Annotated in this window: 20 protein-coding genes, 1 tRNA gene and 2 rRNA genes (1 of these 23 running past the window's edge); 12 read left to right on the top strand and 11 right to left on the bottom strand. The window is 63.0% G+C overall.

Going from position 1 to position 24,755, the window contains the following annotated elements:
• Window position 1 precedes the first annotated feature (1 nt).
• The gene (locus MesoLj_RS09655; RefSeq protein WP_140772186.1) at window positions 2-1,318 is read right to left on the bottom strand and encodes an ABC transporter substrate-binding protein; all 1,317 of its coding nucleotides are present in this window, start codon (window positions 1,316-1,318) and stop codon (window positions 2-4) included.
• Between the two features lie 359 nt (window positions 1,319-1,677).
• Window positions 1,678-2,373: a TetR/AcrR family transcriptional regulator gene (locus tag MesoLj_RS09650; RefSeq protein WP_202325854.1), complete on the bottom strand. Its 696-nt coding sequence runs from the start codon at window positions 2,371-2,373 to the stop codon at window positions 1,678-1,680.
• A 51-nt stretch (window positions 2,374-2,424) separates the two neighbouring features.
• On the opposite strand from MesoLj_RS09650, the gene MesoLj_RS09645 reads away from it, so the two are divergent.
• From MesoLj_RS09645 to MesoLj_RS09635, 3 genes are read left to right on the top strand one after another with little or no spacing between them, the layout of a single operon-like run.
• Window positions 2,425-3,621: a Tm-1-like ATP-binding domain-containing protein gene (locus MesoLj_RS09645; protein WP_202325853.1), complete on the top strand. Its 1,197-nt coding sequence runs from the start codon at window positions 2,425-2,427 to the stop codon at window positions 3,619-3,621.
• Window positions 3,622-3,632: 11 nt separating this feature from the next.
• Window positions 3,633-4,499, top strand: a complete 867-nt coding sequence (locus tag MesoLj_RS09640; protein WP_140772192.1) for a phosphoenolpyruvate hydrolase family protein — start codon at window positions 3,633-3,635, stop codon at window positions 4,497-4,499.
• 7 nt (window positions 4,500-4,506) lie between these two features.
• On the top strand, window positions 4,507-4,923 hold the full coding sequence (locus MesoLj_RS09635) for a cupin domain-containing protein (protein WP_202325852.1): 417 nt from the start codon (window positions 4,507-4,509) through the stop codon (window positions 4,921-4,923).
• Between the two features lie 210 nt (window positions 4,924-5,133).
• Here the strand turns inward: MesoLj_RS09635 and MesoLj_RS09630 are convergent, their stop codons facing one another.
• Complete coding sequence (locus MesoLj_RS09630; protein ID WP_202325851.1) at window positions 5,134-6,324, bottom strand: M24 family metallopeptidase; 1,191 nt, start codon at window positions 6,322-6,324, stop codon at window positions 5,134-5,136.
• A 367-nt stretch (window positions 6,325-6,691) separates the two neighbouring features.
• Here MesoLj_RS09630 and MesoLj_RS09625 point away from each other — a divergent pair, with 367 nt between their 5' ends.
• From MesoLj_RS09625 to MesoLj_RS09600, 6 genes are all read left to right on the top strand, one after another.
• Entirely contained in the window at window positions 6,692-8,302 is a 1,611-nt protein-coding gene (locus tag MesoLj_RS09625; protein WP_202325850.1) for an ABC transporter substrate-binding protein, read from the top strand.
• Between the two features lie 246 nt (window positions 8,303-8,548).
• Window positions 8,549-9,535: an ABC transporter permease gene (locus MesoLj_RS09620; RefSeq protein WP_202325849.1), complete on the top strand. Its 987-nt coding sequence runs from the start codon at window positions 8,549-8,551 to the stop codon at window positions 9,533-9,535.
• Entirely contained in the window at window positions 9,532-10,362 is an 831-nt protein-coding gene (locus MesoLj_RS09615; RefSeq protein WP_202325848.1) for an ABC transporter permease, read from the top strand. Before MesoLj_RS09620 ends, MesoLj_RS09615 begins: the two co-directional genes overlap by 4 nt.
• Window positions 10,359-11,204: an ABC transporter ATP-binding protein gene (locus tag MesoLj_RS09610; protein ID WP_202325847.1), complete on the top strand. Its 846-nt coding sequence runs from the start codon at window positions 10,359-10,361 to the stop codon at window positions 11,202-11,204. Before MesoLj_RS09615 ends, MesoLj_RS09610 begins: the two co-directional genes overlap by 4 nt.
• Window positions 11,201-11,986, top strand: a complete 786-nt coding sequence (locus MesoLj_RS09605; RefSeq protein WP_140772206.1) for an ABC transporter ATP-binding protein — start codon at window positions 11,201-11,203, stop codon at window positions 11,984-11,986. The genes MesoLj_RS09610 and MesoLj_RS09605 overlap by 4 nt, the downstream gene beginning before the upstream one ends.
• Window positions 11,983-12,489, top strand: coding sequence for an L-2-amino-thiazoline-4-carboxylic acid hydrolase (locus tag MesoLj_RS09600; RefSeq protein ID WP_202325846.1), 507 nt, complete (start codon window positions 11,983-11,985; stop codon window positions 12,487-12,489). Before MesoLj_RS09605 ends, MesoLj_RS09600 begins: the two co-directional genes overlap by 4 nt.
• A gap of 75 nt (window positions 12,490-12,564) precedes the next feature.
• Here the strand turns inward: MesoLj_RS09600 and MesoLj_RS09595 are convergent, their stop codons facing one another.
• From MesoLj_RS09595 to MesoLj_RS09580, 4 genes are all read right to left on the bottom strand, one after another.
• A complete protein-coding gene (locus MesoLj_RS09595) occupies window positions 12,565-13,320 on the bottom strand; it encodes an ATP-binding cassette domain-containing protein (protein WP_027043364.1) in 756 nt (251 codons plus the stop codon).
• A complete protein-coding gene (locus MesoLj_RS09590) occupies window positions 13,313-14,374 on the bottom strand; it encodes an ABC transporter permease subunit (protein WP_140772210.1) in 1,062 nt (353 codons plus the stop codon). The genes MesoLj_RS09595 and MesoLj_RS09590 overlap by 8 nt, the downstream gene beginning before the upstream one ends.
• A gap of 100 nt (window positions 14,375-14,474) precedes the next feature.
• The gene (locus MesoLj_RS09585; protein WP_140772212.1) at window positions 14,475-15,452 is read right to left on the bottom strand and encodes an ABC transporter substrate-binding protein; all 978 of its coding nucleotides are present in this window, start codon (window positions 15,450-15,452) and stop codon (window positions 14,475-14,477) included.
• A gap of 450 nt (window positions 15,453-15,902) precedes the next feature.
• Window positions 15,903-16,808: a sugar-binding transcriptional regulator gene (locus tag MesoLj_RS09580; RefSeq protein WP_140772214.1), complete on the bottom strand. Its 906-nt coding sequence runs from the start codon at window positions 16,806-16,808 to the stop codon at window positions 15,903-15,905.
• Window positions 16,809-17,097: 289 nt separating this feature from the next.
• On the opposite strand from MesoLj_RS09580, the gene MesoLj_RS09575 reads away from it, so the two are divergent.
• Entirely contained in the window at window positions 17,098-18,006 is a 909-nt protein-coding gene (locus tag MesoLj_RS09575) for a tagatose-bisphosphate aldolase (RefSeq protein ID WP_202325845.1), read from the top strand.
• A gap of 84 nt (window positions 18,007-18,090) precedes the next feature.
• Complete coding sequence (locus tag MesoLj_RS09570) at window positions 18,091-19,536, top strand: ROK family protein (protein ID WP_244735334.1); 1,446 nt, start codon at window positions 18,091-18,093, stop codon at window positions 19,534-19,536.
• 18 nt (window positions 19,537-19,554) lie between these two features.
• Here the strand turns inward: MesoLj_RS09570 and MesoLj_RS09565 are convergent, their stop codons facing one another.
• Window positions 19,555-20,337 carry a DeoR/GlpR family DNA-binding transcription regulator gene (locus tag MesoLj_RS09565; RefSeq protein WP_202325843.1) on the bottom strand — a complete coding sequence of 261 codons (783 nt, stop codon included), beginning with the start codon at window positions 20,335-20,337 and terminating at the stop codon, window positions 19,555-19,557.
• A 180-nt stretch (window positions 20,338-20,517) separates the two neighbouring features.
• On the opposite strand from MesoLj_RS09565, the gene MesoLj_RS09560 reads away from it, so the two are divergent.
• A complete protein-coding gene (locus tag MesoLj_RS09560; RefSeq protein ID WP_202325842.1) occupies window positions 20,518-21,300 on the top strand; it encodes a hypothetical protein in 783 nt (260 codons plus the stop codon).
• A 551-nt stretch (window positions 21,301-21,851) separates the two neighbouring features.
• Here the strand turns inward: MesoLj_RS09560 and MesoLj_RS09555 are convergent.
• From MesoLj_RS09555 to MesoLj_RS09545, 3 genes are all read right to left on the bottom strand, one after another.
• Window positions 21,852-21,928, bottom strand: a tRNA-Met gene (locus MesoLj_RS09555).
• A 297-nt stretch (window positions 21,929-22,225) separates the two neighbouring features.
• Window positions 22,226-22,340 (bottom strand): 5S ribosomal RNA (gene rrf, locus MesoLj_RS09550).
• Between the two features lie 195 nt (window positions 22,341-22,535).
• Window positions 22,536-24,755 (bottom strand): 23S ribosomal RNA (locus tag MesoLj_RS09545) (it continues 578 nt past the right edge of the window).

Below are 24,755 nucleotides of genomic sequence, written 5' to 3'. Positions count from 1 at the left end.
GTTACTGAACGCGGCCGTACTTCTTGAACGTCGCGTTCCAGTCGGCGGCCAGCGCGTCCAGCGTTTCCTTGGCGGTGCCGTCGCCGCCGATCATGTAGGGATAGATGCGCTGGTTGAGCTGCTGCAGCAGTTCGGCGTATTCCGGCACCGCCCAGAAGTCCTTCACCTTGAACATGGTCTCGTAGAAGGCCTTGTTGTAAGGCGTTGCGCTCTGGAATTCCGGCGATTTGAGCACCGCCGCGCTGCAGGTATAACCGCCAAGGGCCGCCCACTTTTTCTGGGTCTCGTCCTTGATGAACCATTCAAGGAACTTCATCGCCTCGTCCTGCTTCTTCGAGTACGAGATGACGGAGATGCCCTGACCACCAAGTGCGGCGAACTGGTCGCCATTCGGTCCCGGCGGGTTGGCGAAGAAGCCGGTGTTTTTGGCGTTCGGGTTCGACGCCTCGTTTATCAGCGAGGGGAAGAAGGCGAAGAAGTTCATGCTCATCGCCGCCAGGTTCTCGGTGATCGCCTGGTTATCCTCGACGAAGAACGATTTGGCCCAGCCGGGAGGCGTGAACTTGTAGAGTTCCTTGTAAGCGTCGAGCGCGGCTACGGCCTTGTCGGAATTGATGTGGCCATCGACCTTGTAGGTCGCATAGTCACCCAGCTCGCCGCCGTAGGAGAACAGCGCGTTCTCGAAGCCCATTGCCATCGCATCATAGGAATTGTCGGTATAGATCGCGATGCCGTAGCGCTTCTGGTCGGGCCGATAGAAGAACTCGGCTATGTCGCGCAGCGCCTTGAAATCCTTCGGCACATCGAGGTCGTAGCCATATTTGGCCTTGAACGCTTCCTTCTCCTTGGGATCCTCGAACCAGTCCTTGCGGTAGGACCAGCCGACAGCGTCGCCTTCGAGCGGAATGGCCCAGTACTTGCCGCTGTTGCCGGGATATTCGGCGTAATATTTCACCGTCGCCGGTGCCATGACATTGCCGAGATCGTGCTTCTTGAAGAAGTCCGTCAGGTCGACATAGTGGCCACCGGTCGAGCCGGCGCCCAGCCATTGCGAGTCGCCGACGACCAGGTCATAGGCGTCGCCATGGGCGTTGAACTCGGTGAAGGCCTTCGTCTGGAAGTCGGCCCACGGCGTGGTCTCCACCGTGATCTTGACGCCGGTTTCCTTCTCGTATTCGTTGCCGAGTTCCTGCAGGTAATTGGCCGGATCCCATTCCGCCCAGAAGATGGTGAGCGACTTTTCCTGCGCGTAGACTGACGTTCCGCAGGCAAGCGTTAAGCCGATACCAGCAAGCACGCTGGTCACTAACTTGCGCATAATGATTTCCTCCCTTGTGCGCATTCTACCCTGTCATGTGAGCCGGCAACGGGGCCGGCTCCGGTAGTTCCTCCCGTGATCGCACCTTTCCGGTTTCGGGCCTCCTCGCCCTGCCGGAAAATGGATCGCAGCCCTCACTTTTGATCCACTTTTCTTTTCTAATCTGGTATTACCAATTTTGCATCGTCGTCAAGCCCTTTCTTGGAAGACGGGCTTGGTCGTTCCGACGGAATTCAGGCTTTATCTGCCTGTTTTCCAATGATTTTCCTACTCAGTGATACGCAGGGGCGTTGCACAGATCCCTGCGTCAGGGATAATATTGATAGTCGGCATGCAAATCTGGTCGAACCAGATGGGTCCTACTTCACGACCACGCTTGAACCGTCGCCACCTCCTTCACCAATCGATTCCGCCACCGCCGCGCGCACCAGGGCGCCTGCCGCCCATTGCGCGACGGACCGCGTCTTGCGGCTGTCCAGGCCCCAGATATCCTTGAGCACGATCAGCACCTCGACACCGAAGATCAGCGACAGCGCCTGCGCCAGGCGCTTGAAGTCGTGCGGCGGCAAATGGCCCTTGAGCGGGGCAATCGCCTGCTGCAGCAGATCGACGCGATGACCGCGGGTGAAGGCCGGCTCACCGCCCAGCGTGCCGGCCTGGCGTCGCGCCCATTGATCGAGCGACAGTTTCAGTGCCGCCTTGAACGTCGCCTCAAAAGCCTCGATGCGCGGCATCGCCGTGTCGAACAGATCCGCGACCCGGCGCTCGGCGTCCGCAGAGGTCGATTGCCAGGTCAGGATTGGTCCCAGCCCCTCGTCGACGACGGCCTGCACCAGTGCCGCCTGGCTGGGGAAATAGCGATAGGCGGTGGCGCGGGAAACCTCCGCCGCTTCCGCCACCTCGCTCACCGACGGCGTGACACCCGCCTGCATCAGTCGTGTCGCCGTCTCAAGCATCAACCGTTTCGTGCGCGCCCGGGGTCCACGCTCGGCAGCCTGGCCGCTACCCCGCTCCGTGTCGTCGCCTGAAGTGGCTCGTTGACGTGAGATATCCATATCAATATGATACGCGCGTCTCAAAAATTTGCAATGACCTGGGAACCGCCCATGAAGCGCATCTACGTCGTGGGCACCGCCGACACCAAGGGCGAGGAACTTGCCTTCCTGGCCGACGCTATCGCCGCCACGGGCGCTGCCGTTTCTCGCATTGATGTCGGAACGCGCGCTTCAACCGTTCCCGTCGACATCAGCGCGAAGCAGGTGGCCGGTCATCATCCTGACGGCAGCGCGGCCGTGCTCGGCAGCGATGACCGCGGCGCCGCGGTTGCCGCCATGGGCGTCGCCTTCACCCGCTTCGTCCAATCGCGAAACGACATCGCTGCCCTGATCGGCATAGGCGGCGGCGGCGGCACCTCGATCATCACGTCGGGCATGCGCGCGCTGCCGCTCGGCCTGCCGAAAATCATGGTCTCGACGCTCGCCTCCGGCGACACGGCGCCTTATGTCGACGTCTCCGACATCATCATGATGCCATCGGTCACCGACATGGCGGGATTGAATCGGCTTTCCCGCGTCGTGCTGCACAACGCCGCCCAGGCGATAGCGGGCATGGCGGCGAGCCCGGCCCCGGCGCCCGACGGCAAGCCGTCGATCGGGCTCACCATGTTCGGCGTCACCACGCCTTGCGTGACGGCGATCGCCGACCAGCTCCGCTCCGGATATGACTGCATGGTCTTCCACGCCACCGGCACTGGCGGCCGCAGCATGGAAAAGCTGGCCGACAGCGGCCTGCTGTCCGGTGTCATCGACATCACCACGACCGAGGTCTGCGATCTCATGTTCGGCGGCGTGCTGCCGGCAACGGAGGACCGCTTCGGCGCGATTGCCCGCAGCAAGCTACCCTACATCGGTTCGGTCGGCGCGCTCGACATGGTCAACTTCTGGGCGCCGTCGACCATACCGGAACGCTATCGCGGCCGGCTTTTCTACGAGCACAATCCCAACGTCACGCTGATGCGCACAAGCGCGGACGAATGCCGCGCGATCGGCGAGTGGATCGGCACCAGGCTCGCCCTCTGCGAGGGATCGGTGCATTTTCTCATTCCTGAAAAAGGCGTCTCGGCACTCGACATCGAAGGTGGCGCCTTCTTCGATCGAGAAGCCGACGCCGCCCTGTTCGAAGCCATCGAGCGCTCGATCAAGCCAAGTGCCAACCGTCGCGTCACGCGCTTGCCATTGCACATCAACGACCCCGAATTCGCCAGGGCCGCGGTCGCGGCTTTTCTCGAAATAGCCAGACACTGAGGTTCCAAGAAATGCCCGCAATACCGCGCAAGGACATACTGAAGAAATTCCGTGGAATGATCGACAAGGGCGTGCCGATCGTCGGCGGCGGGGCCGGCACCGGCCTGTCGGCCAAGGCCGAGGAGGCCGGCGGCATCGACCTTATCATCATCTACAATTCCGGCCGCTATCGCATGGCCGGCCGCGGCTCCGCCGCCGGCCTGCTCGCCTATGGCAATGCCAACGAGATCGTCAAGGAAATGGCCTATGAGGTGCTGCCGGTGGTCAAGAAGACACCGGTGCTGGCCGGCGTCAACGGCACCGACCCCTTCGTCATCATGCCGCTGCTGCTGGCCGAACTGAAGACGATGGGCTTTTCCGGCGTGCAGAATTTCCCGACCATCGGCCTGTTCGACGGCACCATGCGGCAGAGTTTCGAGGAAACCGGCATGGGCTTCGGGCTCGAGGTCGACATGATCGCCGAGGCGCACAAGCTTGACCTCTTGACCACGCCCTATGTCTTCAACCCCGACGAGGCGCGCGCCATGACCAAGGCCGGCGCCGACATCGTGGTTGCCCATATGGGCGTGACGACGGGCGGCTCGATCGGCGCCACCTCGGCCAAGTCGCTCGACGACTGCGTGGTCGCGATCGACGCCATCGCCGAGGCGGCACGCTCGGTACGCAAGGATGTCATCCTGCTTTGCCATGGCGGCCCGATCTCGATGCCGGATGACGCCCGCTACATTCTGTCTCGCGCCAAGGGCCTGCATGGCTTCTACGGCGCGAGTTCGATGGAACGGCTGCCGGCGGAAGCCGCGATCGCCAGACAGACGGCCGATTTCAAGGCTGTCACACTGGGCGGCGACAAAGCGACGACGAAGAAAAAGAAGGGATGAGAGAGAGATGACCGACAAGAGCAAGGTGTTTGTCTATCCGAAGGACGTCAGCGCCTTCGGCTTCGACTGGGGAAAACTATCGCTGACGGTGGCACCGGAAGTGAATGGCGCTACCCGCTTTTCCGGCGGCGTCGTCGACCTGCCTTCCGGCAAAGGTCACACCCGCCACAACCATCCGGGCGCCGAGGAGATCATCTTCGTCATCTCCGGCCATGGTGAACAGATGGTCGAGGACGAGAAGGGCAATCCGGTGGTAGCCAAGGTCGGCCCCGGCTGCACTATCTATGTACCAGAAAGCCGTTTCCACTCGACGCTGAACACAGGCGACGGGCCGATGCAACTCTTCGTGGTCTATTCGCCGGCCGGACCGGAGTTGGTGTTGCGGGAGCTGCCGGATTTCAAGCTGCTCCCGGCGGGGCAGTGATGAACTTATTATAGGGCAGCGCCGCCCCTCATTGTCCTGCCGGACATTTCTCCCCGTATAGTGACGGGGAGAAAGACGCAGTCATAGGCGCTTTCGCCAATTTTCAACGCCGCAGAATAGGTGCCGAGGGCGCGGCTGCCCTCTTCTCCCCGTCACTATACGGGGAGAAGGTGCCGGCAGGCGGATGAGGGGCAGCGCCAATCTTGGGTTCTATGAAATCCCACCCCTGTTCCACCCGCGCCCGCGATCGCCAAACATCACATAACCCGCCTCGGTCACCGCAAGCGTATCCTCCAGCTTGATGAAGCCGCGCGTCGGGTGGAGCATGGTCGTCTCGACCGACAGCACCATGTTCTTCTCCAGCGGCTTGGCCGCGTAGGTGCCTTCATAGGCCACCGGGTGGTTGGTCATCAGGAACGGCGCCTCATGCGTGATCAGGCCCATGCCGTGCGCGAAGAAATCCGTGTAGGCCGCGACCTTCGATGACTTCAGCACGCCCTCGGCATGCGAAATCATGTCGCCGCCCAGCGTGCCCGCCCTCACCTTCGAGAAGGCGGCCTGCTGCACTGTCTCGACTTCGGCCAGGAGATCCTCCAGCTCGGCATCCGGCTCGCCCAGAATGCCCATACGGCAGAGGTCGCCGATATAGCCGTGATAATTGCCACCGGAATCGATCGACAGCACCTCACCCTTTTTCCACGCCTGCGGCGATGCCGCGCGGTTGTGGCTGGAGCCCAGGGTCAGCAGGCAATATTCGAAATGCGCGCCGCGATTGGTTTCCTCGCGCCGCAGATGTTCGATCATCTCGGCCTTGGTCGTGCCTTCGCGCGCCCAGGCGATGGTCGCCAGCATGGAATCGGTGATCAGCTCGGAGGCGGTGCGCAGTTTCTCCAGTTCCGCATCGGTCTTGATGGCGCGCATGCTCTCCAGCATCGTTGTCGCATCGATCAGCTTGGCGTCGGGCAGCGCCTTGCGGATCAGCGCATAGGCGTCCGACGGCAGGAAGCCCGGCTCGATGCCGATGCGCGCCCCATCCTTGCCGATCTTCCTGACATGCTCGACAGCCAGGTTCGCGGCATCCAGCGTGCCCCAACAGGCGGCATGCAGCGTCGGCGTCCAGAACGGGTTGTTCTGGTGCTCGCCGCCCTCCATGCGGTTGCCGATATAGGCGGCGTGATCCGGGCCGCCCTTTTCGTAGACGACGATGGGCAGGTAACGGCTGTGGCCGATCGCATCCATGGCAGCGAAGAAGATGAACTTGTAGCCGCCCAGCAGGTACTGCGTGTTGTGCTTGGAAGTTGCGAGCAGCACATCGATGCCGGCCTCCTCCATCAGCCGGTCGACCCTCGCCTGGTCAAAAGGGATATTGCTGACGGCATTCTTGCCCGGCGCAATGTTCATGTCTCTCTCCCTGAATTTGCCTGGGATCGATGCTGTTTCGCCCATATCCCTTGGCGGTGGATCAAATCTGCACCATTTTGCCCACTCTGGTCTAGCCAGAAATACGCGACCGGCGCTTCTGAACGGTCACCAACTCGTCATCTGTCGCATATGCGCCAAATCTGGTCCTACCAGATCGTTTGACTTGACCCCGTTCTCTCAAACTGGTCCAGCGGACGAAAATTTCAAAGCCAAGCAAGGATGCGCCAATTCCGTCTCTGGCGAAACCCTCGGCAAGGCTCATAATCGCCGCCGCAAGGATGCCGATGCCGGCATCCGAGGGGTGTTGTCGCGCCCGGTCGGGTCGCGGAGAGGACGGAGTTCGATCATGCCAGGTTCCACGATTTCCAGACGCACGATGCTTGCCGGCTCGGCGATGCTTCTGGCTTCCACGGCCATGCCGACATTGGGCTGGGCGCAGACGCCGAAGAAGGGTGGACGGCTGGTATTGGCCGCGGACTCCGAACCGCGCAACCTCAACCCGGCGATCGTCGCCTCGAACGGCGTCTTCTTCATCTCCAGCAAGATCGTCGAAACGCTGGCCGAAGCCTCCTTCGATGGCAAGGACGGGCTCGCGCCACGCCTGGCGCTGAGCTGGGAAGGTTCCGCCGATGGACTTTCAGTGACGTTCAAACTGCGCGAAGGCGTCAAATGGCATGACGGCAAGCCGTTCACCGCTGCCGACGTCGCCTTCTCGGCGCTGCAGATCTGGAAGCCGCTGCAGAATCTCGGCCGCACCGTGTTCAAGGACCTTGCGGCCGTCGACACTCCGGACGATTTCACCGCCGTCTTCAAATTCGCCAAGCCGACGCCGTTCCAGCTGATCCGCAACGCGCTGCCAGCGCTGTCGAGCGTCGTGCCGAAACACGTCTACGAAGTCGGCAGGATCGAGGACAACCCGGCCAACACTGCCCCCATCGGCACCGGCCCATTCAAGTTCGGCGAGTACAAGGCCGGCCAGTATTACAGGCTGATCAAGAACACCGATTACTGGGGCAAGGACGAGCCCTATCTCGACGAGATCATCTACCAGGTTCTGCCCGACCGGACGTCAGCGGCGAGCGCGCTCGAAGCCGAAGAGATCCAGCTCGCTGCCTTTTCCGCAGTGCCGCTGGCCGACCTCGACCGCATCTCCAAGGTGCCGGGCCTGAAGGTGATCTCCAAGGGCTATGAGGGGCTGACCTATCAACTCGTCGTCGAGATCAACCATCGCCGCAAGGAACTGGCCGATCTGAAAGTGCGCCAGGCCATCGCGCATGCCATCGACAAGGATTTCGTCGTCAAGACGGTGTTCCTCGGCTATGCCGCGACAGCCACCGGCCCGGTGCCCAAGAACGATCCGCAATTCTACACCGCCGATGTGCCGATCTATGCCTTCGACGTTGCCAAGGCCAACGCGCTGCTCGACGAAGCTGGCTACAAGAAAGGCCCGGACGGCAAGCGCTTCACGCTGAAACTTTTGCCGGCGCCCTATTTCAACGAGACCAAGCAGTTCGGCGACTATCTGCGCCAGGCGCTGGCAGCCATCGGTATCGACGCGCAGCTGGTCAATAACGACTCCGCCGCGCACATCAAGGCGGTCTACACCGACCACGCCTTCGACCTCGCCGTCGGCCCGCCCGTATTCCGCGGCGACCCGGCGATCTCGACCACCATCCTGGTGCAGAGCGGCATTCCCGACGGCGTGCCGTTCTCCAACCAGGGTGGCTACAAGAACGATGCGCTCGACGCGCTGATCACCAAGGCCTCGGAAACGCTCGACACCACGGCCCGCACCGACCTCTACAAGGAGTTCCAGAAGGAGGTGGCGGCCGACCTGCCGCTGATCAACGTCGCCGAATGGAGTTTCATCAGCGTCGCGCGCGACACGGTGGGCAACATCGCCAACAATCCGCGCTGGGCTGTCTCGAACTGGGCGGACACATATCTGGCTGGCTAGCGTTCTCTGCAGGCTTGCGCATCGCAAATCCGGGTGCTCAGGTTCGAGAATGAGAGTTCCTTCGCGCCCCCCTGTCCTGCCGGACAGCGCCAACCTCACCCTCCCCCTTGTGGGGAGGGTCGACGAGTGGATGCTGCGAAGCGGCAGCCAGTCGTCGGGGTGGGGGTATTGGCGCAAACCTGAAGACCCACACCCCGCTCCGCTTCGCGGATCGGCCCTCCCCACGAGGGGGAGGGTAAGGCGACAATGAACCGCGCCCTCACCCTCATCCGCCGCCGCCTCCTCGGCAGCATCTTCGTGCTGCTAATCGTCGTCATCAGCACCTTCCTCTTGCTCGAGGCCGCACCCGGCGACGCGGTCGACGCCTACATCGTCTCGACCGGCGGCGACGCCGGCATGATCGAATTGCTGCGCCATCGCTGGGGCCTCGACCAGTCGGAACTGACGCGGCTGGCCAACTACCTCTGGGCGCTGCTGCATCTGGATCTCGGCCAGTCGGTGACCTTCTCCAGGCCGATCCGGGATGTCGTCCTCGAGCGCCTGCCCAACACGCTGTTGCTGATGGTCAGCGCCACCGCGCTGTCCTTCGGCCTCGGCTCGGCACTCGGCATCTATGCCGGCGCCCGCCCCGGCAGTTTCCGCGACCGCTTCCTGTCGATCGGCTCGCTGGCGCTCTATGCCGTGCCGGGTTTCTGGCTCGGCCTGGTGCTGATCGTGATCTTTGCCGTCGACCTGCGCTGGCTGCCGATCGGCGGCATCGAGACCCTCGCCTCCGACAAGACCGGTCTCGACCGCGCCGCCGACATCGCCGTCCATCTCGTCCTGCCGGTTTGCGCCCTTGGCTTCATCTATCTGGCGCTCTACCTGCGCATGATGCGCGCCGGCATGGCCGAGGCCTGGCGCCAGGATTTCGTGCTGGCCGCCCGCGCCAGGGGGCTTTCGCGTCGCCGCCTCGTGCTCGCCCACGTCGCCCGCAACGCGCTGCTGCCACTGGTCACCATGCTTGGTCTGCAATCGGCGCAGATGCTCGGTGGCAGCGTCGTTATCGAGAGCGTCTTCTCCGTGCCCGGCCTCGGCCGGCTGGCGCAGGAAGCGGTGGCTTCGCGCGACACGCCCCTGCTGCTCGGCATCATCCTCACCAGCGCCGTCCTGGTCATCATCATCAACCTTCTCGTCGACATCGCCTATGCCTTCCTCGACCCGCGCGTCGGTGCCGGCGAGGCCGGCGCATGAGCCCGCTGCGCCGCTTTCTGCGCACGCCCGAGGCCGCCGCCGGCGCCATCCTCCTGGCCGCGCTGATTGCGATGGCGCTCATCGCGCCGCTGCTGTTTCCAGGTGACCCGCAAGCCATCGCCGGCCCGGCGCTGCTGCCGCCTTTCCAGGATTGGTCGCTGCCACTCGGCACCGACCGGCTCGGCCGCGACGTGCTGGCGGAGCTTTTCCATGGCGCCCGCACCTCCCTGGCTGTCGGCCTAGCAGCGGCGGCGGCGGCACTCGCCATCGGCGCGGTGATAGGTACGCTGGCCGGCTTTGCCGGCGGCCTCGCCGACGAGGTGCTGATGCGCATCACCGATGCCTTCCAGACAGTACCCAGCTTCCTGCTCGCGCTGGCCTTCGTCAGCGTCGTCGGGCCGTCGCTCGGCATTGTCGTTGTGGCAATAGCGCTCGGCACCTGGACCGGACCGGCTCGAATTGCCCGCGCCGAAGTCCTCTCCATTCGCGAACGCGATTATGTCGCCAGTGCACGCGCCATCGGCATGCACCCGCTCGAAATCGCCTTTCGCGAGGTGCTGCCCAACGCCTTGCCGCCGGTGCTGGCGATGTCCTCGGTGATCGTCGCCGCCGCCATCCTCACCGAGGCGGCCTTGTCGTTTCTCGGCCTCGGCGATCCCAACCTTGTCACCTGGGGCGGCATGATCGCCGAAGGCCGCGCGGTTCTGCGCACCGCACCCTTCCTGTCGATCGTCCCAGGCATCGCGCTGGTGCTCACAGTGCTCGGCGTCTATCTGGCCGGCGAAGGCATCGTCGAAACGACGGCGGTCAGGAGAGGCCTGTCGTGACGGTGCTGGCTTCGATCCGCGACCTGACGGTGACCTACCGCCGCGACGGTCGCGAAGTGGCAGCGCTGAAAGGCGTTGGCTTCGATATTGTGGCTGGCGAGCGTCTGGCGATTATCGGCGAAAGCGGTTCAGGGAAAAGCACGCTGGCGTTGGCGATTGCGGGGCTTTTGCCGGCGAGCGCCAGGGTTGAAGGGCGGATCGATTGGTTCTGGCGAACACAACCAATCTTGGGCCCCGTAGAGCGCCAACTTCGTCATCTTCGCGGTGGAGTTCCCCTCCTCGGCCGCGACATCGGCTTCGTCTTGCAGGACCCTTCCGCCAGCCTCGACCCCGTCATGACCATCGGCAAACAGATCGGCGAAGTCGCCCGCACTCATCTCGGCCTTACCTGGCCTCAGGCATACGCGAAGGCAAAGACCTTGCTCCAGCGCGTCCACCTGCCCGACCCGGACTCGGCCCTGCATGCCTTTCCGCATCAACTCTCCGGCGGCCAGAAGCAGCGCGTGGCGATTGCCGCCGCGATCGCTGCCGGACCGAAACTGCTGATCGCCGACGAAGCGACCAGCGCGCTCGACACCATCGTGCAGGCCGAGATCGTCGGCTTGATCCGCAGGCTAGTGGCCGAGGATGGCATGACGCTGCTGTTCATCAGCCACGACATCGCGCTGGCGGCAGATCTCGCCGAGCGCATCGCCGTCTTCCGCCACGGCCAGCTGGTCGAGCTTGGCACGGCGGCGCGGATTGTCGGCGCGCCGGCCCAGCCCTACACCCGCGCGCTGCTCGACGCCCATATCGGCCTCGACGCCGAACCGCTGCTGAACCGAAGCGGTCTCAACGCATGAGCCTACTCACAGTTTCCAACCTCACCAAACGCTACCGTCGAGGCGGCAAGACCGTCACTGCGGCCGACGATGTCTCTTTTCATATCGAGCCCGGCGAAACGCTGGCATTGGCCGGCCCCTCCGGCAGCGGCAAGTCGACGATCGCGCGGCTGGTGCTGCGCCTGATCGAACCGGACGCCGGTCGCATCGAATTCGAAGGCGATGATTTCCTGGCCTTGAGTGGCGCTGCGCTCAGAGCACGCCGCGCTCGCTTGCAAATGGTGTTCCAGGATCCGCTTGCCGCCTTCAATCCGCGCGCCACGGTGGCGCGCGTGCTCGACGATCCCTTGCGCATCCATGGTATTGCCTCTCGCACTGAACGCCCGCGCCGCATTGCTGCCTTGCTCGAGCGCGTCGGGCTGACGGCCGATCTGGCGCCGCGCGCCGTCCATGAAATTTCCGGGGGCCAGCGGCAGCGCGTCGCCATCGCCCGGGCCATCGCCACGAAACCGTCTTTGATCGTGCTTGACGAAGCGGTTTCGGCGCTCGACGTCTCGGTGCGCGGACAGATCCTCGATCTGTTGCTCGACCTGCAAAGGCAGGAACGGATCGCCTATCTCTTCATTTCCCATGATCTCGGCGTCGTCCGCGCCGTCGCCCATCGTGTCATCCTGCTCGATGCCGGGCGGATTGCCGAGAGCGGCGACGCCCGTGCCGTCATCGACGCACCGCAATCGGCCATTGGCAAGGCGTTGGTGGCAGCTGCGCCAAGGCTCAAAAGAACCACACAGGACGCATCATGACCGACCCAGAAGCCAGAGCCGAGAAACTGTCGCGCGAACTCGATTCCGCCTTCCGCAACCGCGCCGATCTCTACCGCCTCTTTCTCGACGAACTGACCGGGGAGTTGGGCACCGAGAAGGCGGAGGCAATCATGGTCCGCGCCATCGAACAGCGTGGCAAGGAAGTGGCCGCGGCTGCCTTCGCCAGCTTCGGCGCCAACGACGCGCGCGCCATCGGCGAGGCCTTCCTGGCCGTCAGCCCGGATAGCGGCCTGATGTATCCGACCGATGTCGAGCGCGGCGATGACCGCATCGCCTTCAAGGTCAAACGCTGCCCGCTGAAGGATGCCTGGGTCGAGGCCGGCGTTGGCGATGAAAAGCTCGCCACGCTCTGCCGTATCGCCGGCGCCTTCGACCGTGGCCTGTTCGAGGCGACCGGCGTGCGCTTCGACAACGTCACCTGGACGCCCGGCCACGGCTCCGGCTGCTGCCACATCGCATTGACCAACCGCGATGCCGCCTAAGCAATTCAGTGTCTAAGTTGTGTTGGGATTCAGGTCAGGCCGAGCGTTTACAGGCCGGCTGAATATCAATCCACCTTAGCCGCCGACCATCAGCTTGACGACCTCGTCATGATTGGTCTCGGAGATCTTGCGCTCGCCGGCCTGGACGCCGCGCCGCAGCACGACGATGCGGTCCGAGACCGCAAAGATGTCTTGTAGATTATGCGAGATGAAGATCACGCCGCGCCCTTGCGCCTTGAGCTGGTGGATCAGCGAAATGACCTTGCGCTGCTCCGGCACGCCAAGCGCGGCGGTTGGCTCGTCCATGATCAGGATCTGTGCATCCCAGTAGACGGCGCGGCCGATGGCGACGGCTTGGCGCTGCCCACCGGAGAAGTTGCTGACCGGGGCCTCGAGCCGGCTGACATGGAAGTCCAGCCGGCCCATCGTCGCCTTGGCCGCCTCGGCCATGGCCTTGCGGTCTAGCACCGGCAGGAAGCCGAACGCCTTGCGCATCGGTTCGCGGCCGAGGAATATGTTGGCGCCGATCGACAGATTGTCAGCGAGCGCGAGATCCTGGTAGATCGTCTCGATGCCCTTTTCGCGCGCCTCCTGCGGCGTCGCGAACGTCACCGGCTGGCCCCTGAGCAGGATTTCGCCGCCCGTCGGCTGGAACACCCCCGATATCGCCTTGATCAGCGTCGTCTTGCCGGCACCGTTGTCACCGGCCAGCGCCACCACTTCGCCCGGCCGCACGGCCATGGAGAAGTCGTTGAGCGCGCGCACGGCGCCGAAGTGCTTGGACAGGTTTCGAACCTCCAGCAGGGGCGTGGTCTGGTTGCTGCTATTCATCCTGACGGGCTCCACTGAACCGGCGTTGCGCCTGGTCGATAAGGACGGAAATGATGATGACGACGCCGACGGCGATGAACTGCCAGAACGGCTCGACATTGACGAAGACCAGCCCGTACTGGATGACCGCGATTACCAGCGCGCCGGCGACCGTGCCGAAGATGGTGCCGGAACCGCCGAACAGGCTGGCGCCGCCGATCACCACCGCAGCGACGCTGTCGAGCAGCAAGGGCTCGCCGGCTTGCGCCGCGCCCGCCGTGAAGCGCGCGGCATAGAGCGCGCCGCCAAGGCCGGCACACATTGCCGACAGCACATAGAGCCGCAGTATGTGGCCCCTGATATCGATACCGGAGCGACGCGCCGCCTGCACATTGGCGCCGATGGCATAATTGTGCTGCCCGAACCGGGTCTGGCTGAGCAGATAGTGCATCACGACGACGAAGATAGCGGTGATCAGCACCAGATAGGGCACGCCAAGGACCTTGCCGTTGCCGAGCAGCGCGAACCAGGAATTCTGCACCGGCACGGTCGTGCCGCCGGCAAGCAGGAACGCAGCACCGCGCGCGACGCCGAACATGCCGAGCGTGCCGATGAAGGGCGGCACCCTGAGGCGCGAGATGAGCAGGCCGTTGATGACGCCGGGCACGCCGGCAACGATGACCGCGGCGAGGATGCCCGCCAGCATGGCCAGCGGCAAGGGGATGGCAGCACCCGCCATGTTGGTGGCGTGCGCGGCGACGACGGCGGCAAGCCCCATGATGAAGCCGAGCGACAGGTCGATACCGCCCGAAATGATGACAAAGGTCTGCCCGGTCGCCAGCAGCAGCGGCGCCACGGCGAATATCGCGATGGACTGCAGGTTGAACGGATTGAGGACGAAGGTCACACCGAAGGCGAGCCTCGACCAGATCTCGAAACAGACGATCAGGCCGGCGAGGAACAGCCAGGCGCGCGCTTCGGCGATACGTCCGATCAGGCTTCTGGCCGGATCGCCGTGGTCGGCCTGAGGGGCGACATGCTTCTCGGCCGGTTGGGCTGGTGATGTCGAGGTCATGGATACTCCGCGGTGCGGCTGCCTTCAAACAGGTCCCGCCTCTGGCGAGGACCGGCACAGGCTCCTCCCGTTGAGCGGGAGGAGCCAAGCACGTCTGGACTTACTCGGAGTAGAGATACTTCGAGATGTTCGGGTCCGCGATGTTGGACTTGTTCATGATCGTGAAGCCGGTGCCGATCGTGACCGGGATCGAGTGGCCGGTCAGGTGGGCGTAGGCTGAGACAACGCCATAATAACCGATCTCGGCGGGATGCTGGGCAATCGCCACGTCGACCAGGCCGGTGTTGATGTTGTCGACGATGCTGGTCGGAGCATCGAAGGCAACCACCTTGACGGTGCCTGTCTGGCCGGCCTGCTTGACGCCATTGGCCGCACCCAGCGCCGAGAACAGATTGGCGCCGAACACGCCGACCAGGTCGGGATTGCGCGCGAACACCGCCTGCAGCTGCGAAGCCGCCTTGTTGGCGTCGTCGTCATTGAACTGGGTCTCCAGCACGGTGATGCCGGGATGATTTGCCATCTCCTTCTTGAAGCCCTCCTCGCGCTGGTCGGTGGTCGAGACGCCAGGCTTGACGTTCGAGACATAGACCTTGCCCTTGTCGCCAATGGCGGTTGCCAGCGCGCGCGCCGCGATCTCGCCGCCGAGAACATTGTCCGAGGCGATGTAGGACAGCGGGAAATCGGCATCGCCGGCACCGGTCTGGTAGACACCGCTGCCGATGAAGGTGTCGACGGTGATGACCGGAATGCCGGCATCATTGGCCTTGCGCAACGGCTCGACCAACTGGACCTTGTCGGTCGGCGCGATCAGGATCGCGTCCGGCTTCTTGGCGATGACCGCGTCAAGCACCGGCACCTGTGTGACCGGGTTGAAGTCCGAAGCTCCCTGGAAAACCAGGTTCACGCCGAGCGCGTCAGCCGCTGCCTGGGCACCCTTGCGCATGGTGATGTAGAAGCCGTCGGTGGTGAGGCCCGGAATGAGCGCGATGGTGTATTTCTTGTCCTGCGCCTGCGCGGGCGCGATCAACACCGTCGCGCTGACGGCGAGCGCCGCGAGCGCGGCAACGATCTTCTTCATGACATCCTCCTCATTATTGGCAGATCTGCCGTTGCGAGTGACATTGGAATGGCCGTCATCCGTGCAGAGACGGATGCCAACGGCCGTGAACGCCTGTTTGCCTTTCGCGGGCAGCTCCTCCCAAGCGCCCTCCAGTCAACATGTCGGCCGGTCAGCCGACCGGCGCACTGGGCCACAGCCCCGTCCCTCTGCCTCCGAGAGATCCGGCAAACTGTGCCCCGCGCCACGCTTTGCCAGCGGGCGTTCGAACTTGTAACACTTTGCAGAAATAAATTGCAATCCGGTTTTTCCGAGCTTGCAGCGCCGGGATATTCACACAGTCCAACATCTGACCGCTCCGTGGAGCCCCAGCCAACTATTGCTCCGCGCCTTCGGCGACACAACCTATTTCGCGGCAGCGCCCTGGAGCCACCTCCAGAAGGGCAGCGTCAACGCGCTATTGCCGCCGGTCTATGTCTGCGAGAGGGTGGCCAGAATGGCCTGCGCGGTCTTGGTATCCGTCACCAGCGTGTTGATGAGTCCGGCGCGAACGGCGGCAATGATCGCCGTCGCCTTCTCCGGCGATGCGGCAACGCCGATGACCAGCGGCACGGCTCGCAGCTGCGCCGGCGACATTGCGATCATCCGGCTCTCCCCTTCCCAAGCGATCAGCGTGCCCTCGGCATCAAAATAATGGCGAAGCACGTCGCCGGCCGCATGAACGAGCGCCTGCTCACTGGGCGTGGCGGCACTTGCCTCCGGGGCATTGATGGCGTGCGGCAAGCCGATGCCAACGATCGCGACATCGGTCCTCTCCCACAAAGCGACGGCATCGCGAATGGCAGTGTCGCGCAGGAAGACCTCTCGCAATTCGGTAGACGGCAGATAAGGCGCATGGATGAAATGCGGTGTGCCGCCGAACTCCTCGGCGGCGAGTCGCACGAATTCGTTGACCTGAAAATGCGCCGCCTGCTGCTGCATGCCGCCGGTGGCGGCCACGGTCAGCACGCCCGGCATGCGCGGCAGGCCGGCCCGGATGACCTCGCGCACCGCGCGTCCCCAGCCGATGGCGACGACGGAGCCCGCCACCAGTTGCGCCTGCCTGAGCAGACCGCCAAGCGGCGCCGCGAGCGCCGCCAGCGTACCCGCCGCCGGCGTCTCCACCACCGCGGCATCCCGCAATTTCAAGCCGTCGACCAGCTGCCTTGTGATGTCCTCCGGTGTCGCAAGGTCGAGAACCTCGATGCGGACAATACCCTCGGCCCGCGCCCGCTGCAGCAGACGCGAAATCGTCGCGGTGGAGACACCGAGCTGCCGGGCGATGTCGACCTGCGACATCTCCTCCACGTAATGCAGCTTGGCCACCGTGTGCAGCATCGTCCGCGATGGGGTGGCATCCTGGATGGGAGAAACAGACAGCTTGCAATTCCTTTCAGCAACGTGTTACACACACATACGCCGACGGGAGTTATCGCGCAAATCCAGCCAACTCGCAACTTGCCGCCGATCCCTGGTCACAAGGCCGGCGAGGCGTCGTTCGCGAGGGCGGATGGCGCAGCACCTCGGCAAAATCTCCCTGCCTGCCGGCAAGGCGGGCAGAACCGAACATTCTTGTTTTCACGGATCCGCGCCCTTCGTGAGAGAGCGCCAACATCGGATTGAGACCATGACGAAGATGACCACCGCGGAACTGCGCGGCTATCAGCAGATATGCGGCAAGGACGGGGCCATGGTGGCCATAGCCTGCGACCAGCGCGGCGGCATGCGGACCTTGCTGGCGTCCGACCCGGCCGAACAGGCCAGGATCACCAACGACATGCTTGGCGACACCAAGGCGGATATCACGCGCTACCTCGCCAGTGCCGCATCCTGCGTGCTGCTCGACCCGCTCTGCGCGGTGCCGCGCATTGTCGACGAGGGTGTGCTGAACCGCGACACGGCGCTGCTCATCGGCCTCGACGCTTCCGGTTTCGACGTCTCGCCCGAGGGTTACCGTCTGTCGCGCCTGGTTCCCGGCATCGACGCGCGCCGTGTCCGCGCACTCGGCGGCACTGGCGGCAAGATCATGGTGTATCTGCGGGCCGACAAGCCTGAAGCCAACGAGCACAACATCGCCATCCTGCGCCAGTGCATCGCCGATTTCGGGCAGGAAGACCTGCTGCTGGTCGTCGAGTTCCTGACCTATCAGCTCGACGGCGAAAGCCCCGAGGACTATGCGGCCAAGACGCCGTGGCTGGTCGAGGAAGGCACCAGGATTTCGCTCGACTGCGGCGCCAAGGTGCTGAAGCTTCCCTACCCCGGAACGCCGCAAGCTTGCGCCAACATCACCAAAATGGCCGGTGAGGTGCCTTGGGCCGTGCTTTCGGCCGGCGTCAACCACGCCACCTTCCTCGGCCAGGTCGAGATCGCCATGCAGAACGGCGCCTCGGGCGTCATCGCCGGCCGCTCGCTTTGGAAGGACTGCATCTCGCTCGACCGTGACATCCAGCGCGAAAGGCTCAAGACCATCGCGGTGCCGCGATTGCGTGAGATCCAGGCCGTGATCGGGCACTACCGGCAAAAAGCCGCTGCCTGATAGTCGAATTTGGACTAGAGCTACTCCAGCAAAAGTGTGAAGCGGTTTGCGTCCGGAATTGCGTGAAAACAAATGCAGGACGCCATGCCTCTCAGCATAGGAATCGACATCGGCGGCACCAATCTGCGTGCCGCCCGCATCGCCGAGACCGGTGAGATCCTCAAGCGCGTTTCCGAAAAGAGCGCGCCCGACCCCGAGCTGGTGCTCGGCCGCATCGCCGACATGGTGCGCCTTCTCGACACGCCTGATGTGAAGGCCATCGGCGTCGGTGTTCCCGGCCGCGTCGATGCGCGGCGCGGCGCGGTCCTGTCAGGCGGCTATGTCAACCTCGCCTCGGTTGCACTGGCGCGGCGCCTGGAAGACATGACGGGCAAGCCTGTCGTCATCGACAATGACTGCAACATGGCGCTGGCCGCCGAGATGGCGCTCGGCGCCGGGCGTGGTCACGGCAACATTGTCATGTTCACTATCGGCACCGGCATTGGCGGCGCTGTCGCCCAGGATCGGCGGATCACGCGTGGCTCGGCAACGGCAGGGCAGCTTGGCCACATCACTGTCGACGTCGATGGCGAGGTCTGCGCCTGCGGCCGCCGCGGCTGCGTCGAGACCACCAGTTCGGGCACGGCGCTCGGCCGTCACATTGCACGCGCCGGGCTCGGCCCCGGCATTTCGGTCGATCAGCTCTTTGCCCGCGATACGGTGGGCGACACCAATGCGCGCGGCGTACTGGATGCCTGGGCGAGGCCGCTGCGCGCCGCCATCGACACCGCCGTTGCGGTGCTTGATCCCGACCTGGTGCTGCTTGGCGGCGGCCTCGGCCGGGCGGCGCACCTAGCGCTCGGCCGCGCACCGGCGCTGGCGCCCTGGTATCAATGCCAGGTCGAACCCGCGCAGCTCGGTGATGACGCCGGTGTGATCGGAGCCGGCCTGCAGGCCCTGGCGGGGGAGCCGCATGCCGTTTCGGTTGCCCCCTCGGCCCTGTCCGGCCAGATCAAGCGCGCGGTGCTCGTCAACGGAATCCCCGCCAGCGGCAAGAGCACCGTCTCGCGCGGCATCGCCGATCGCATGGGCTGGCCCTTGCTGGCGCTCGACACGATCAAGAACCCGTTCCTCGAAGTGCTCGGCGGCGGCGACCGCCTGTTCAACCGCACGCTCGGTCGCGCCAGCTATCAGGCGATCTGGTCCGTCGTCGGCGAAGCTCCCGCCGGGACCACCGTAATCGTCGACGCCTGGTTCGGCTTCCAGCCACGCGAGGTTCTGGAGGATCATCTGCGAAAAGCCGGTGTCGGGCAGACCGTTGAAGTATGGTGCCACGCGCCAGGCGAAGTGCTTGCCGAGCGATACGGCGCCCGACTCGACCAGCGCCCCGCCGGCCATCCCGGTGCCGCCTATATTCCCGAACTGATCGAGCTCGCCAAGCGCGCCGAGCCGTTGCGGCGCGGGCCGCTCTTCAACGTCGACACCACGAAACCGATCGACTTCGATGCGATCACGGCCTGGCTGCGAGCCAAAATGGCTGGCGACGCATAGATAGCGGGGCGGCCCCGTTCAGCCGCCGCCCAGGACGTGGAGTTCCGTCCCAGCTGCTTCGATGACGGCGCGCAGCGCCGGCTGCGGCTCACGATCGGTGACGATGTCGGAAAGCTCGCCGATTGCGCAGACGCGTTCGAGGCTGTTGCGGCCGAACTTGTCATGGGTCACCACAAGCGCTGTCGACAGCGCTCGTGCAATCATTGCTCGTTTCACGGCGGCCGCCCCCGAGATCATGTCGCTGGGCCCATCCACGGACAGGCTTGAGGCGCCGATGATCGCAACATCGGCATTGTAGCGCCTGACGAATTCCACAGTGTCCTCGCCGAGCACGCTGGCTTCGCGGCTGTCATAGGTGCCGGGGCACAGGATAACCCGGAAGGTTGGATTGGCGCCGGCCACCGAGGCGACACCGATGGAGTTGGTGATGATGGTCAGGTCGCGCCTCAGCTGCGAGAGATTGCGCGCCGCCTCATAAGTCGTCGAGCCGCCGTCGATCATCACGATCTGGCCTTTCTCAACCAGCCCGGCTACGCCACGCCCGATCCGGGCGCGCTCCTCGATCATGGTCTGGCTGCGCTCGGCGATCACAGGCTCGGATGTCACCAGCGAGATCGTCGCGCCGCCATAGGTCCGGTTGAGCAATCCCGCGTCGCCAAGCTCGATAAGATCGCGCCGAATCGTTTCGCCGGCGACACCAAGGCGCGTTGCGAGCCTGGAGATACGGATGGAGGCCGAGCGCCGCACTTCCGACAGAATGAGCTCATGCCGCTCCTTCTTCGATAGCCGGCTTTGTTCCATGATCGATCCTCCGCGAAATCGACACTATTAACCATGCCGAAGCGGATGGGAAAGGAGTCTCGCGGGGCCCGGCTGATTTGCCTCGGTTCGAACGGTTCAAGCCGGATGCCGGCTGACAAGTGCAAGCGCTGCTGATCAGATGACGTCCTGACGAATCGCCGCAAAACGACGGAGATCGCAATGCATGTCGTGACATTGCTGGAGGCTGATATGTTCGACGTCGAGATCGGCGGCAAGCCCGCTTCGATCTCGCAGGCCTTGCCGGACTGGAACCCGCATGACCGGTTCGGCCTGGTGATCGACGATGCGCTTGGCGGCATCGGTGCCACCCATCTGTTGCAGATCGCCATCACCTCCTTCTACGATATCAAGCCAAGCCGCCGCACCGAACTCACGGTCTATCCGGAGATCTATGCCTTCCACATCGGCAAGGGTTATGGCGCGCATGCACCATATGATTTCTGGCCGGCCCGGCGTGAGGTGATCACCTCGCGCGATCATCGCGAGGTGCTCGACGCCATCAATGATCGCGGTATCACGAGGCTGGCCGTTCCCGACCGCGCACCGCGCGATGTCGTGCATCGGCCGAAGGAGGTCGATGCCGCGCTGGACCGCATTGCCTCGGCATTCGTTTACAGTCCGTCGGGCCGGGTCCCGGATCCCGACCTCGTCATTTCAGGCAACGACAAGCGGACCGAATACAATCCCAACAGTGCCTTGCGACCGCGCTACACCGACAGCCGGCCGGCTTCTGTTTCAACGGCGGCCAAGCCGGTCAAGGAACTCGACTCGTCCTACCAGGACTGGCTTCGCAAGCGCGAGCACGATTTGACCGCCGAGGAACGCGCCTTTGTCGAACGCCGCCGCCAAGAGTTGAGACGGGACGGCCTCGTCACCGAAACCTATCGCCGCGTCGGTGTCCGTGAGGCCTTGATGCGACTGGCATCGGCCGGGCTCGGCTGAGGCCGGCTTTCCGCCCTTGCCCGAGGCGAGAAGCGTGCCTTACCGACGCCGTCGGGGATGCTTGGTTTGGGATTTTTATGGTGGGTCGATTTTCTGGTCATAGGCGCGGTGAAGGCGGGAGGGAGGGAACCTGACCGGCATTATTCGTCTGGGCCTGGTTTTGGATGGTGGCTCTGATTCGGCTTTCGCCGTTGGGCCGGGCGTTTGGGACTGGCTTGGGCCTGGGCTTTGCCGGGCCGCGTCAGCGGAGGCTGAGCCCCCGGATGCTGGGAGCGGATTGATGGCGGCGGCCGCCTTCCGAGACGGGAACGGCCCGCGGGCTGTGAGCCAGGCGGGCTGATTTCGGGTGTTGTGGTTCATCCGGATAGCAAAACGGCCCGCCGGCGGGATGCCGGGCGGGCCGTTTGTGATGTTGGTTTTGGGGCAGGATTTGAGTTTTCTGTCCCGCGGCGTCGGCTTTGCCTCCTTGGGGCCCCTGATGGCGGGTTAAAATCGGCCGGCCCCACGGCAAAATGCAAAAGAGCCCGCACGATGGCGGGCTCTTTTGTATTTGGTTGCGGGGACAGGATTTGAACCTGTGACCTTCAGGTTATGAGCCTGACGAGCTACCGGGCTGCTCCACCCCGCGTCAACCCTAGGCAAGCGCTTGCTTGCTGACCTAGGCAAGCGTTTTCTTGCCGAACTAAGCAAGCGCTTGCTTGCTGATCCGAGCAAGCGTTTGCTTGCTTTGGACGTAAGCGCACACCTACGAATAGGATGGCCTACAAATAGGTAGATGGCTCACCAAATGAAAGGGCCGCTTACGCGGCCCGTGTTTCCCGTTGGCGGGCCTTGTTCGTAGAGAGAAGATTTCATCACGTCGCCCCAAAAATCGGCTTCGATTTTTGGAAAGTACGATGTGACACATAAAACGTGCGTTTAGCAGACCTGGCAGCGACCTACTCTCCCGCGTCTTGAGACGAAGTACCATCAGCGCTGGAGCGTTTCACGGCCGAGTTCGGAATGGGATCGGGTGCAGCCGCTCCGCCATAACCACCAGGTCGGCAAAACGCACGTTATTCGAGAAGCTGTTTTCTGTGCCAAGGCGACGTTTGTGGCTTTCGGGCGCAAGCCCGCAAGCGCGACTGCGCGTCGCCGGTTTTCCGGCGCCCTCGCGGAGCATAGGCCCGTAAGGGCCGCTCATGCGTGAGCGCTGGTCAGATCATCGTGTTTCACGATGAGCATAAGGAATGAGAACGATCAAGCCGATCGAACTATTAGTACCGGTAAGCTTCAAGCGTTGCCGCTCTTCCACACCCGGCCTATCAACGTGGTCGTCTTCCACGGTTCTCAGGGAATACTCGTTTTAAGGTGGGTTTCCCGCTTAGATGCCTTCAGCGGTTATCCCGTCCGGATATAGCTACCCTGCTATGCGGCTGGCGCCACAACAGGTCCACCAGAGATCCGTCCATCCCGGTCCTCTCGTACTAGGGACAGATCCTTTCAATATTCCTACACCCACGGCAGATAGGGACCGAACTGTCTCACGACGTTCTGAACCCAACTCACGTACCGCTTTAAATGGCGAACAGCCATACCCTTGGGACCTGCTCCAGCCCCAGGATGCGATGAGTCGACATCGAGGTGCCAAACAACCCCGTCGATATGGACTCTTGGGGGTCATCAGCCTGTTATCCCCGGCGTACCTTTTATCCGTTGAGCGATGGCCCTTCCACGCGGGACCACCGGATCACTATGACCGACTTTCGTCTCTGCTCGACTTGTCAGTCTCGCAGTCAGGCAGGCTTATGCCATTGCACTCAGCGAACGATTTCCGACCGTTCTGAGCCCACCATCGCGCGCCTCCGTTACTCTTTAGGAGGCGACCGCCCCAGTCAAACTACCCACCATACATTGTCCCGGACCCGGATAACGGGCCGCGGTTAGACATCCATAGTAATAAGGGTGGTATTTCAAGGGTGGCTCCACCTGAGCTGGCGCCCAGGTTTCAAAGCCTACCACCTATCCTACACATGCCACTACGAATGCCAATGTAAAGCTATAGTAAAGGTGCACGGGGTCTTTCCGTCTAACCGCAGGAACCCCGCATCTTCACGGGGAATTCAATTTCACTGAGTCTATGCTGGAGACAGCGGGGAAGTCGTTACGCCATTCGTGCAGGTCGGAACTTACCCGACAAGGAATTTCGCTACCTTAGGACCGTTATAGTTACGGCCGCCGTTTACTGGGGCTTCGATTCAGAGCTTGCACCCCTCCTCTTAACCTTCCAGCACCGGGCAGGCGTCAGACCCTATACGTCGTCTTGCGACTTCGCAGAGCCCTGTGTTTTTGATAAACAGTCGCTACCCCCTGGTCTGTGCCACCCTCCTCTACTTGCGTAGAAAAGGGTCACGCTTCTTCCGAAGTTACGCGTGCAATTTGCCGAGTTCCTTCAGCATAGTTCTCTCAAGCGCCTTGGTATACTCTACCAGACCACCAGTGTCGGTTTCGGGTACGGTTTATAAGGAGGAGCTATTTCCTGGAACCACGCAGCAGCCCGTTCAATCCGATAAGATTGGACTACCTCAATGATCCGTCACTACCTCCAAGCCCACGAATATTAACGTGGTTCCCATCGACTACGCGTTTCCGCCTCGTCTTAGGGGCCGGCTAACCCTGCTCAGATTAGCTTTAAGCAGGAACCCTTGGTCTTTCGGCGGGGGAGTCTCTCACTCCCCTTACGTTACTCATGTCAGCATTCGCACTTCTGATACCTCCACCACCCCTCACGGGTATGGCTTCATCAGCTTACAGAACGCTCCGCTACCGCTCGTATTGCTACGAACCCTAAGCTTCGGTGTATGGCTTTAGCCCCGTTACATTTTCGGCGCAAAGACCCTTATTTAGACCAGTGAGCTGTTACGCTTTCTTTAAATGATGGCTGCTTCTAAGCCAACATCCTGGTTGTTTTGGGATCCTCACATCCTTTCCCACTTAGCCATAACTTGGGGACCTTAGCTGTAGGTCAGGGTTGTTTCCCTTTTCACGACGGACGTTAGCACCCGCCGTGTGTCTGCCGACTAGTACTCCCAGGTATTCGGAGTTTGGTTAGGTTTGGTAATCCGGTGAGGACCCCTAGCCCATCCAGTGCTCTACCCCCTGGGGTATTCGGTCGACGCTCTACCTAAATAGATTTCGCGGAGAACCAGCTATTTCCGAGTTTGATTGGCCTTTCACCCCTAGCCACAAGTCATCCCGAACTATTGCAACAGTTATGGGTTCGGTCCTCCAGTAAGTGTTACCTTACCTTCAACCTGCTCATGGCTAGATCACTCGGTTTCGGGTCTAATGCGACGAACTGAACGCCCTGTTCAGACTCGCTTTCGCTGCGCCTACACCTAGCGGTTTAAGCTTGCTCGTCACACTAAGTCGCTGACCCATTATACAAAAGGTACGTGGTCACCCTTGCGGGCTCC

The sequence above is a fragment of the Mesorhizobium sp. 113-3-9 genome (assembly GCF_016756515.1).
Classification (GTDB): Bacteria; Pseudomonadota; Alphaproteobacteria; order Rhizobiales; family Rhizobiaceae; genus Mesorhizobium.
The sequence above is the reverse complement of the archived record's forward strand: the minus strand, read 5'-3'. Positions and strand labels throughout refer to the sequence as shown.

Bases quoted from the DNA above. Each gene is read 5' to 3' on its own strand.
- MesoLj_RS09655 (WP_140772186.1), bottom strand. From the start codon at position 1,318: ATGCGCAAGTTAGTGACCAGCGTGCTTGCTGGTATCGGCTTAACGCTT.
- MesoLj_RS09650 (WP_202325854.1), bottom strand. From the start codon at position 2,373: ATGGATATCTCACGTCAACGAGCCACTTCAGGCGACGACACGGAGCGG.
- MesoLj_RS09645 (WP_202325853.1), top strand. From the start codon at position 2,425: ATGAAGCGCATCTACGTCGTGGGCACCGCCGACACCAAGGGCGAGGAA.
- MesoLj_RS09640 (WP_140772192.1), top strand. From the start codon at position 3,633: ATGCCCGCAATACCGCGCAAGGACATACTGAAGAAATTCCGTGGAATG.
- MesoLj_RS09635 (WP_202325852.1), top strand. From the start codon at position 4,507: ATGACCGACAAGAGCAAGGTGTTTGTCTATCCGAAGGACGTCAGCGCC.
- MesoLj_RS09630 (WP_202325851.1), bottom strand. From the start codon at position 6,324: ATGAACATTGCGCCGGGCAAGAATGCCGTCAGCAATATCCCTTTTGAC.
- MesoLj_RS09625 (WP_202325850.1), top strand. From the start codon at position 6,692: ATGCCAGGTTCCACGATTTCCAGACGCACGATGCTTGCCGGCTCGGCG.
- MesoLj_RS09620 (WP_202325849.1), top strand. From the start codon at position 8,549: ATGAACCGCGCCCTCACCCTCATCCGCCGCCGCCTCCTCGGCAGCATC.
- MesoLj_RS09615 (WP_202325848.1), top strand. From the start codon at position 9,532: ATGAGCCCGCTGCGCCGCTTTCTGCGCACGCCCGAGGCCGCCGCCGGC.
- MesoLj_RS09605 (WP_140772206.1), top strand. From the start codon at position 11,201: ATGAGCCTACTCACAGTTTCCAACCTCACCAAACGCTACCGTCGAGGC.
- MesoLj_RS09600 (WP_202325846.1), top strand. From the start codon at position 11,983: ATGACCGACCCAGAAGCCAGAGCCGAGAAACTGTCGCGCGAACTCGAT.
- MesoLj_RS09595 (WP_027043364.1), bottom strand. From the start codon at position 13,320: ATGAATAGCAGCAACCAGACCACGCCCCTGCTGGAGGTTCGAAACCTG.
- MesoLj_RS09590 (WP_140772210.1), bottom strand. From the start codon at position 14,374: ATGACCTCGACATCACCAGCCCAACCGGCCGAGAAGCATGTCGCCCCT.
- MesoLj_RS09585 (WP_140772212.1), bottom strand. From the start codon at position 15,452: ATGAAGAAGATCGTTGCCGCGCTCGCGGCGCTCGCCGTCAGCGCGACG.
- MesoLj_RS09580 (WP_140772214.1), bottom strand. From the start codon at position 16,808: ATGCTGCACACGGTGGCCAAGCTGCATTACGTGGAGGAGATGTCGCAG.
- MesoLj_RS09575 (WP_202325845.1), top strand. From the start codon at position 17,098: ATGACGAAGATGACCACCGCGGAACTGCGCGGCTATCAGCAGATATGC.
- MesoLj_RS09570 (WP_244735334.1), top strand. From the start codon at position 18,091: ATGCCTCTCAGCATAGGAATCGACATCGGCGGCACCAATCTGCGTGCC.
- MesoLj_RS09565 (WP_202325843.1), bottom strand. From the start codon at position 20,337: ATGGAACAAAGCCGGCTATCGAAGAAGGAGCGGCATGAGCTCATTCTG.
- MesoLj_RS09560 (WP_202325842.1), top strand. From the start codon at position 20,518: ATGCATGTCGTGACATTGCTGGAGGCTGATATGTTCGACGTCGAGATC.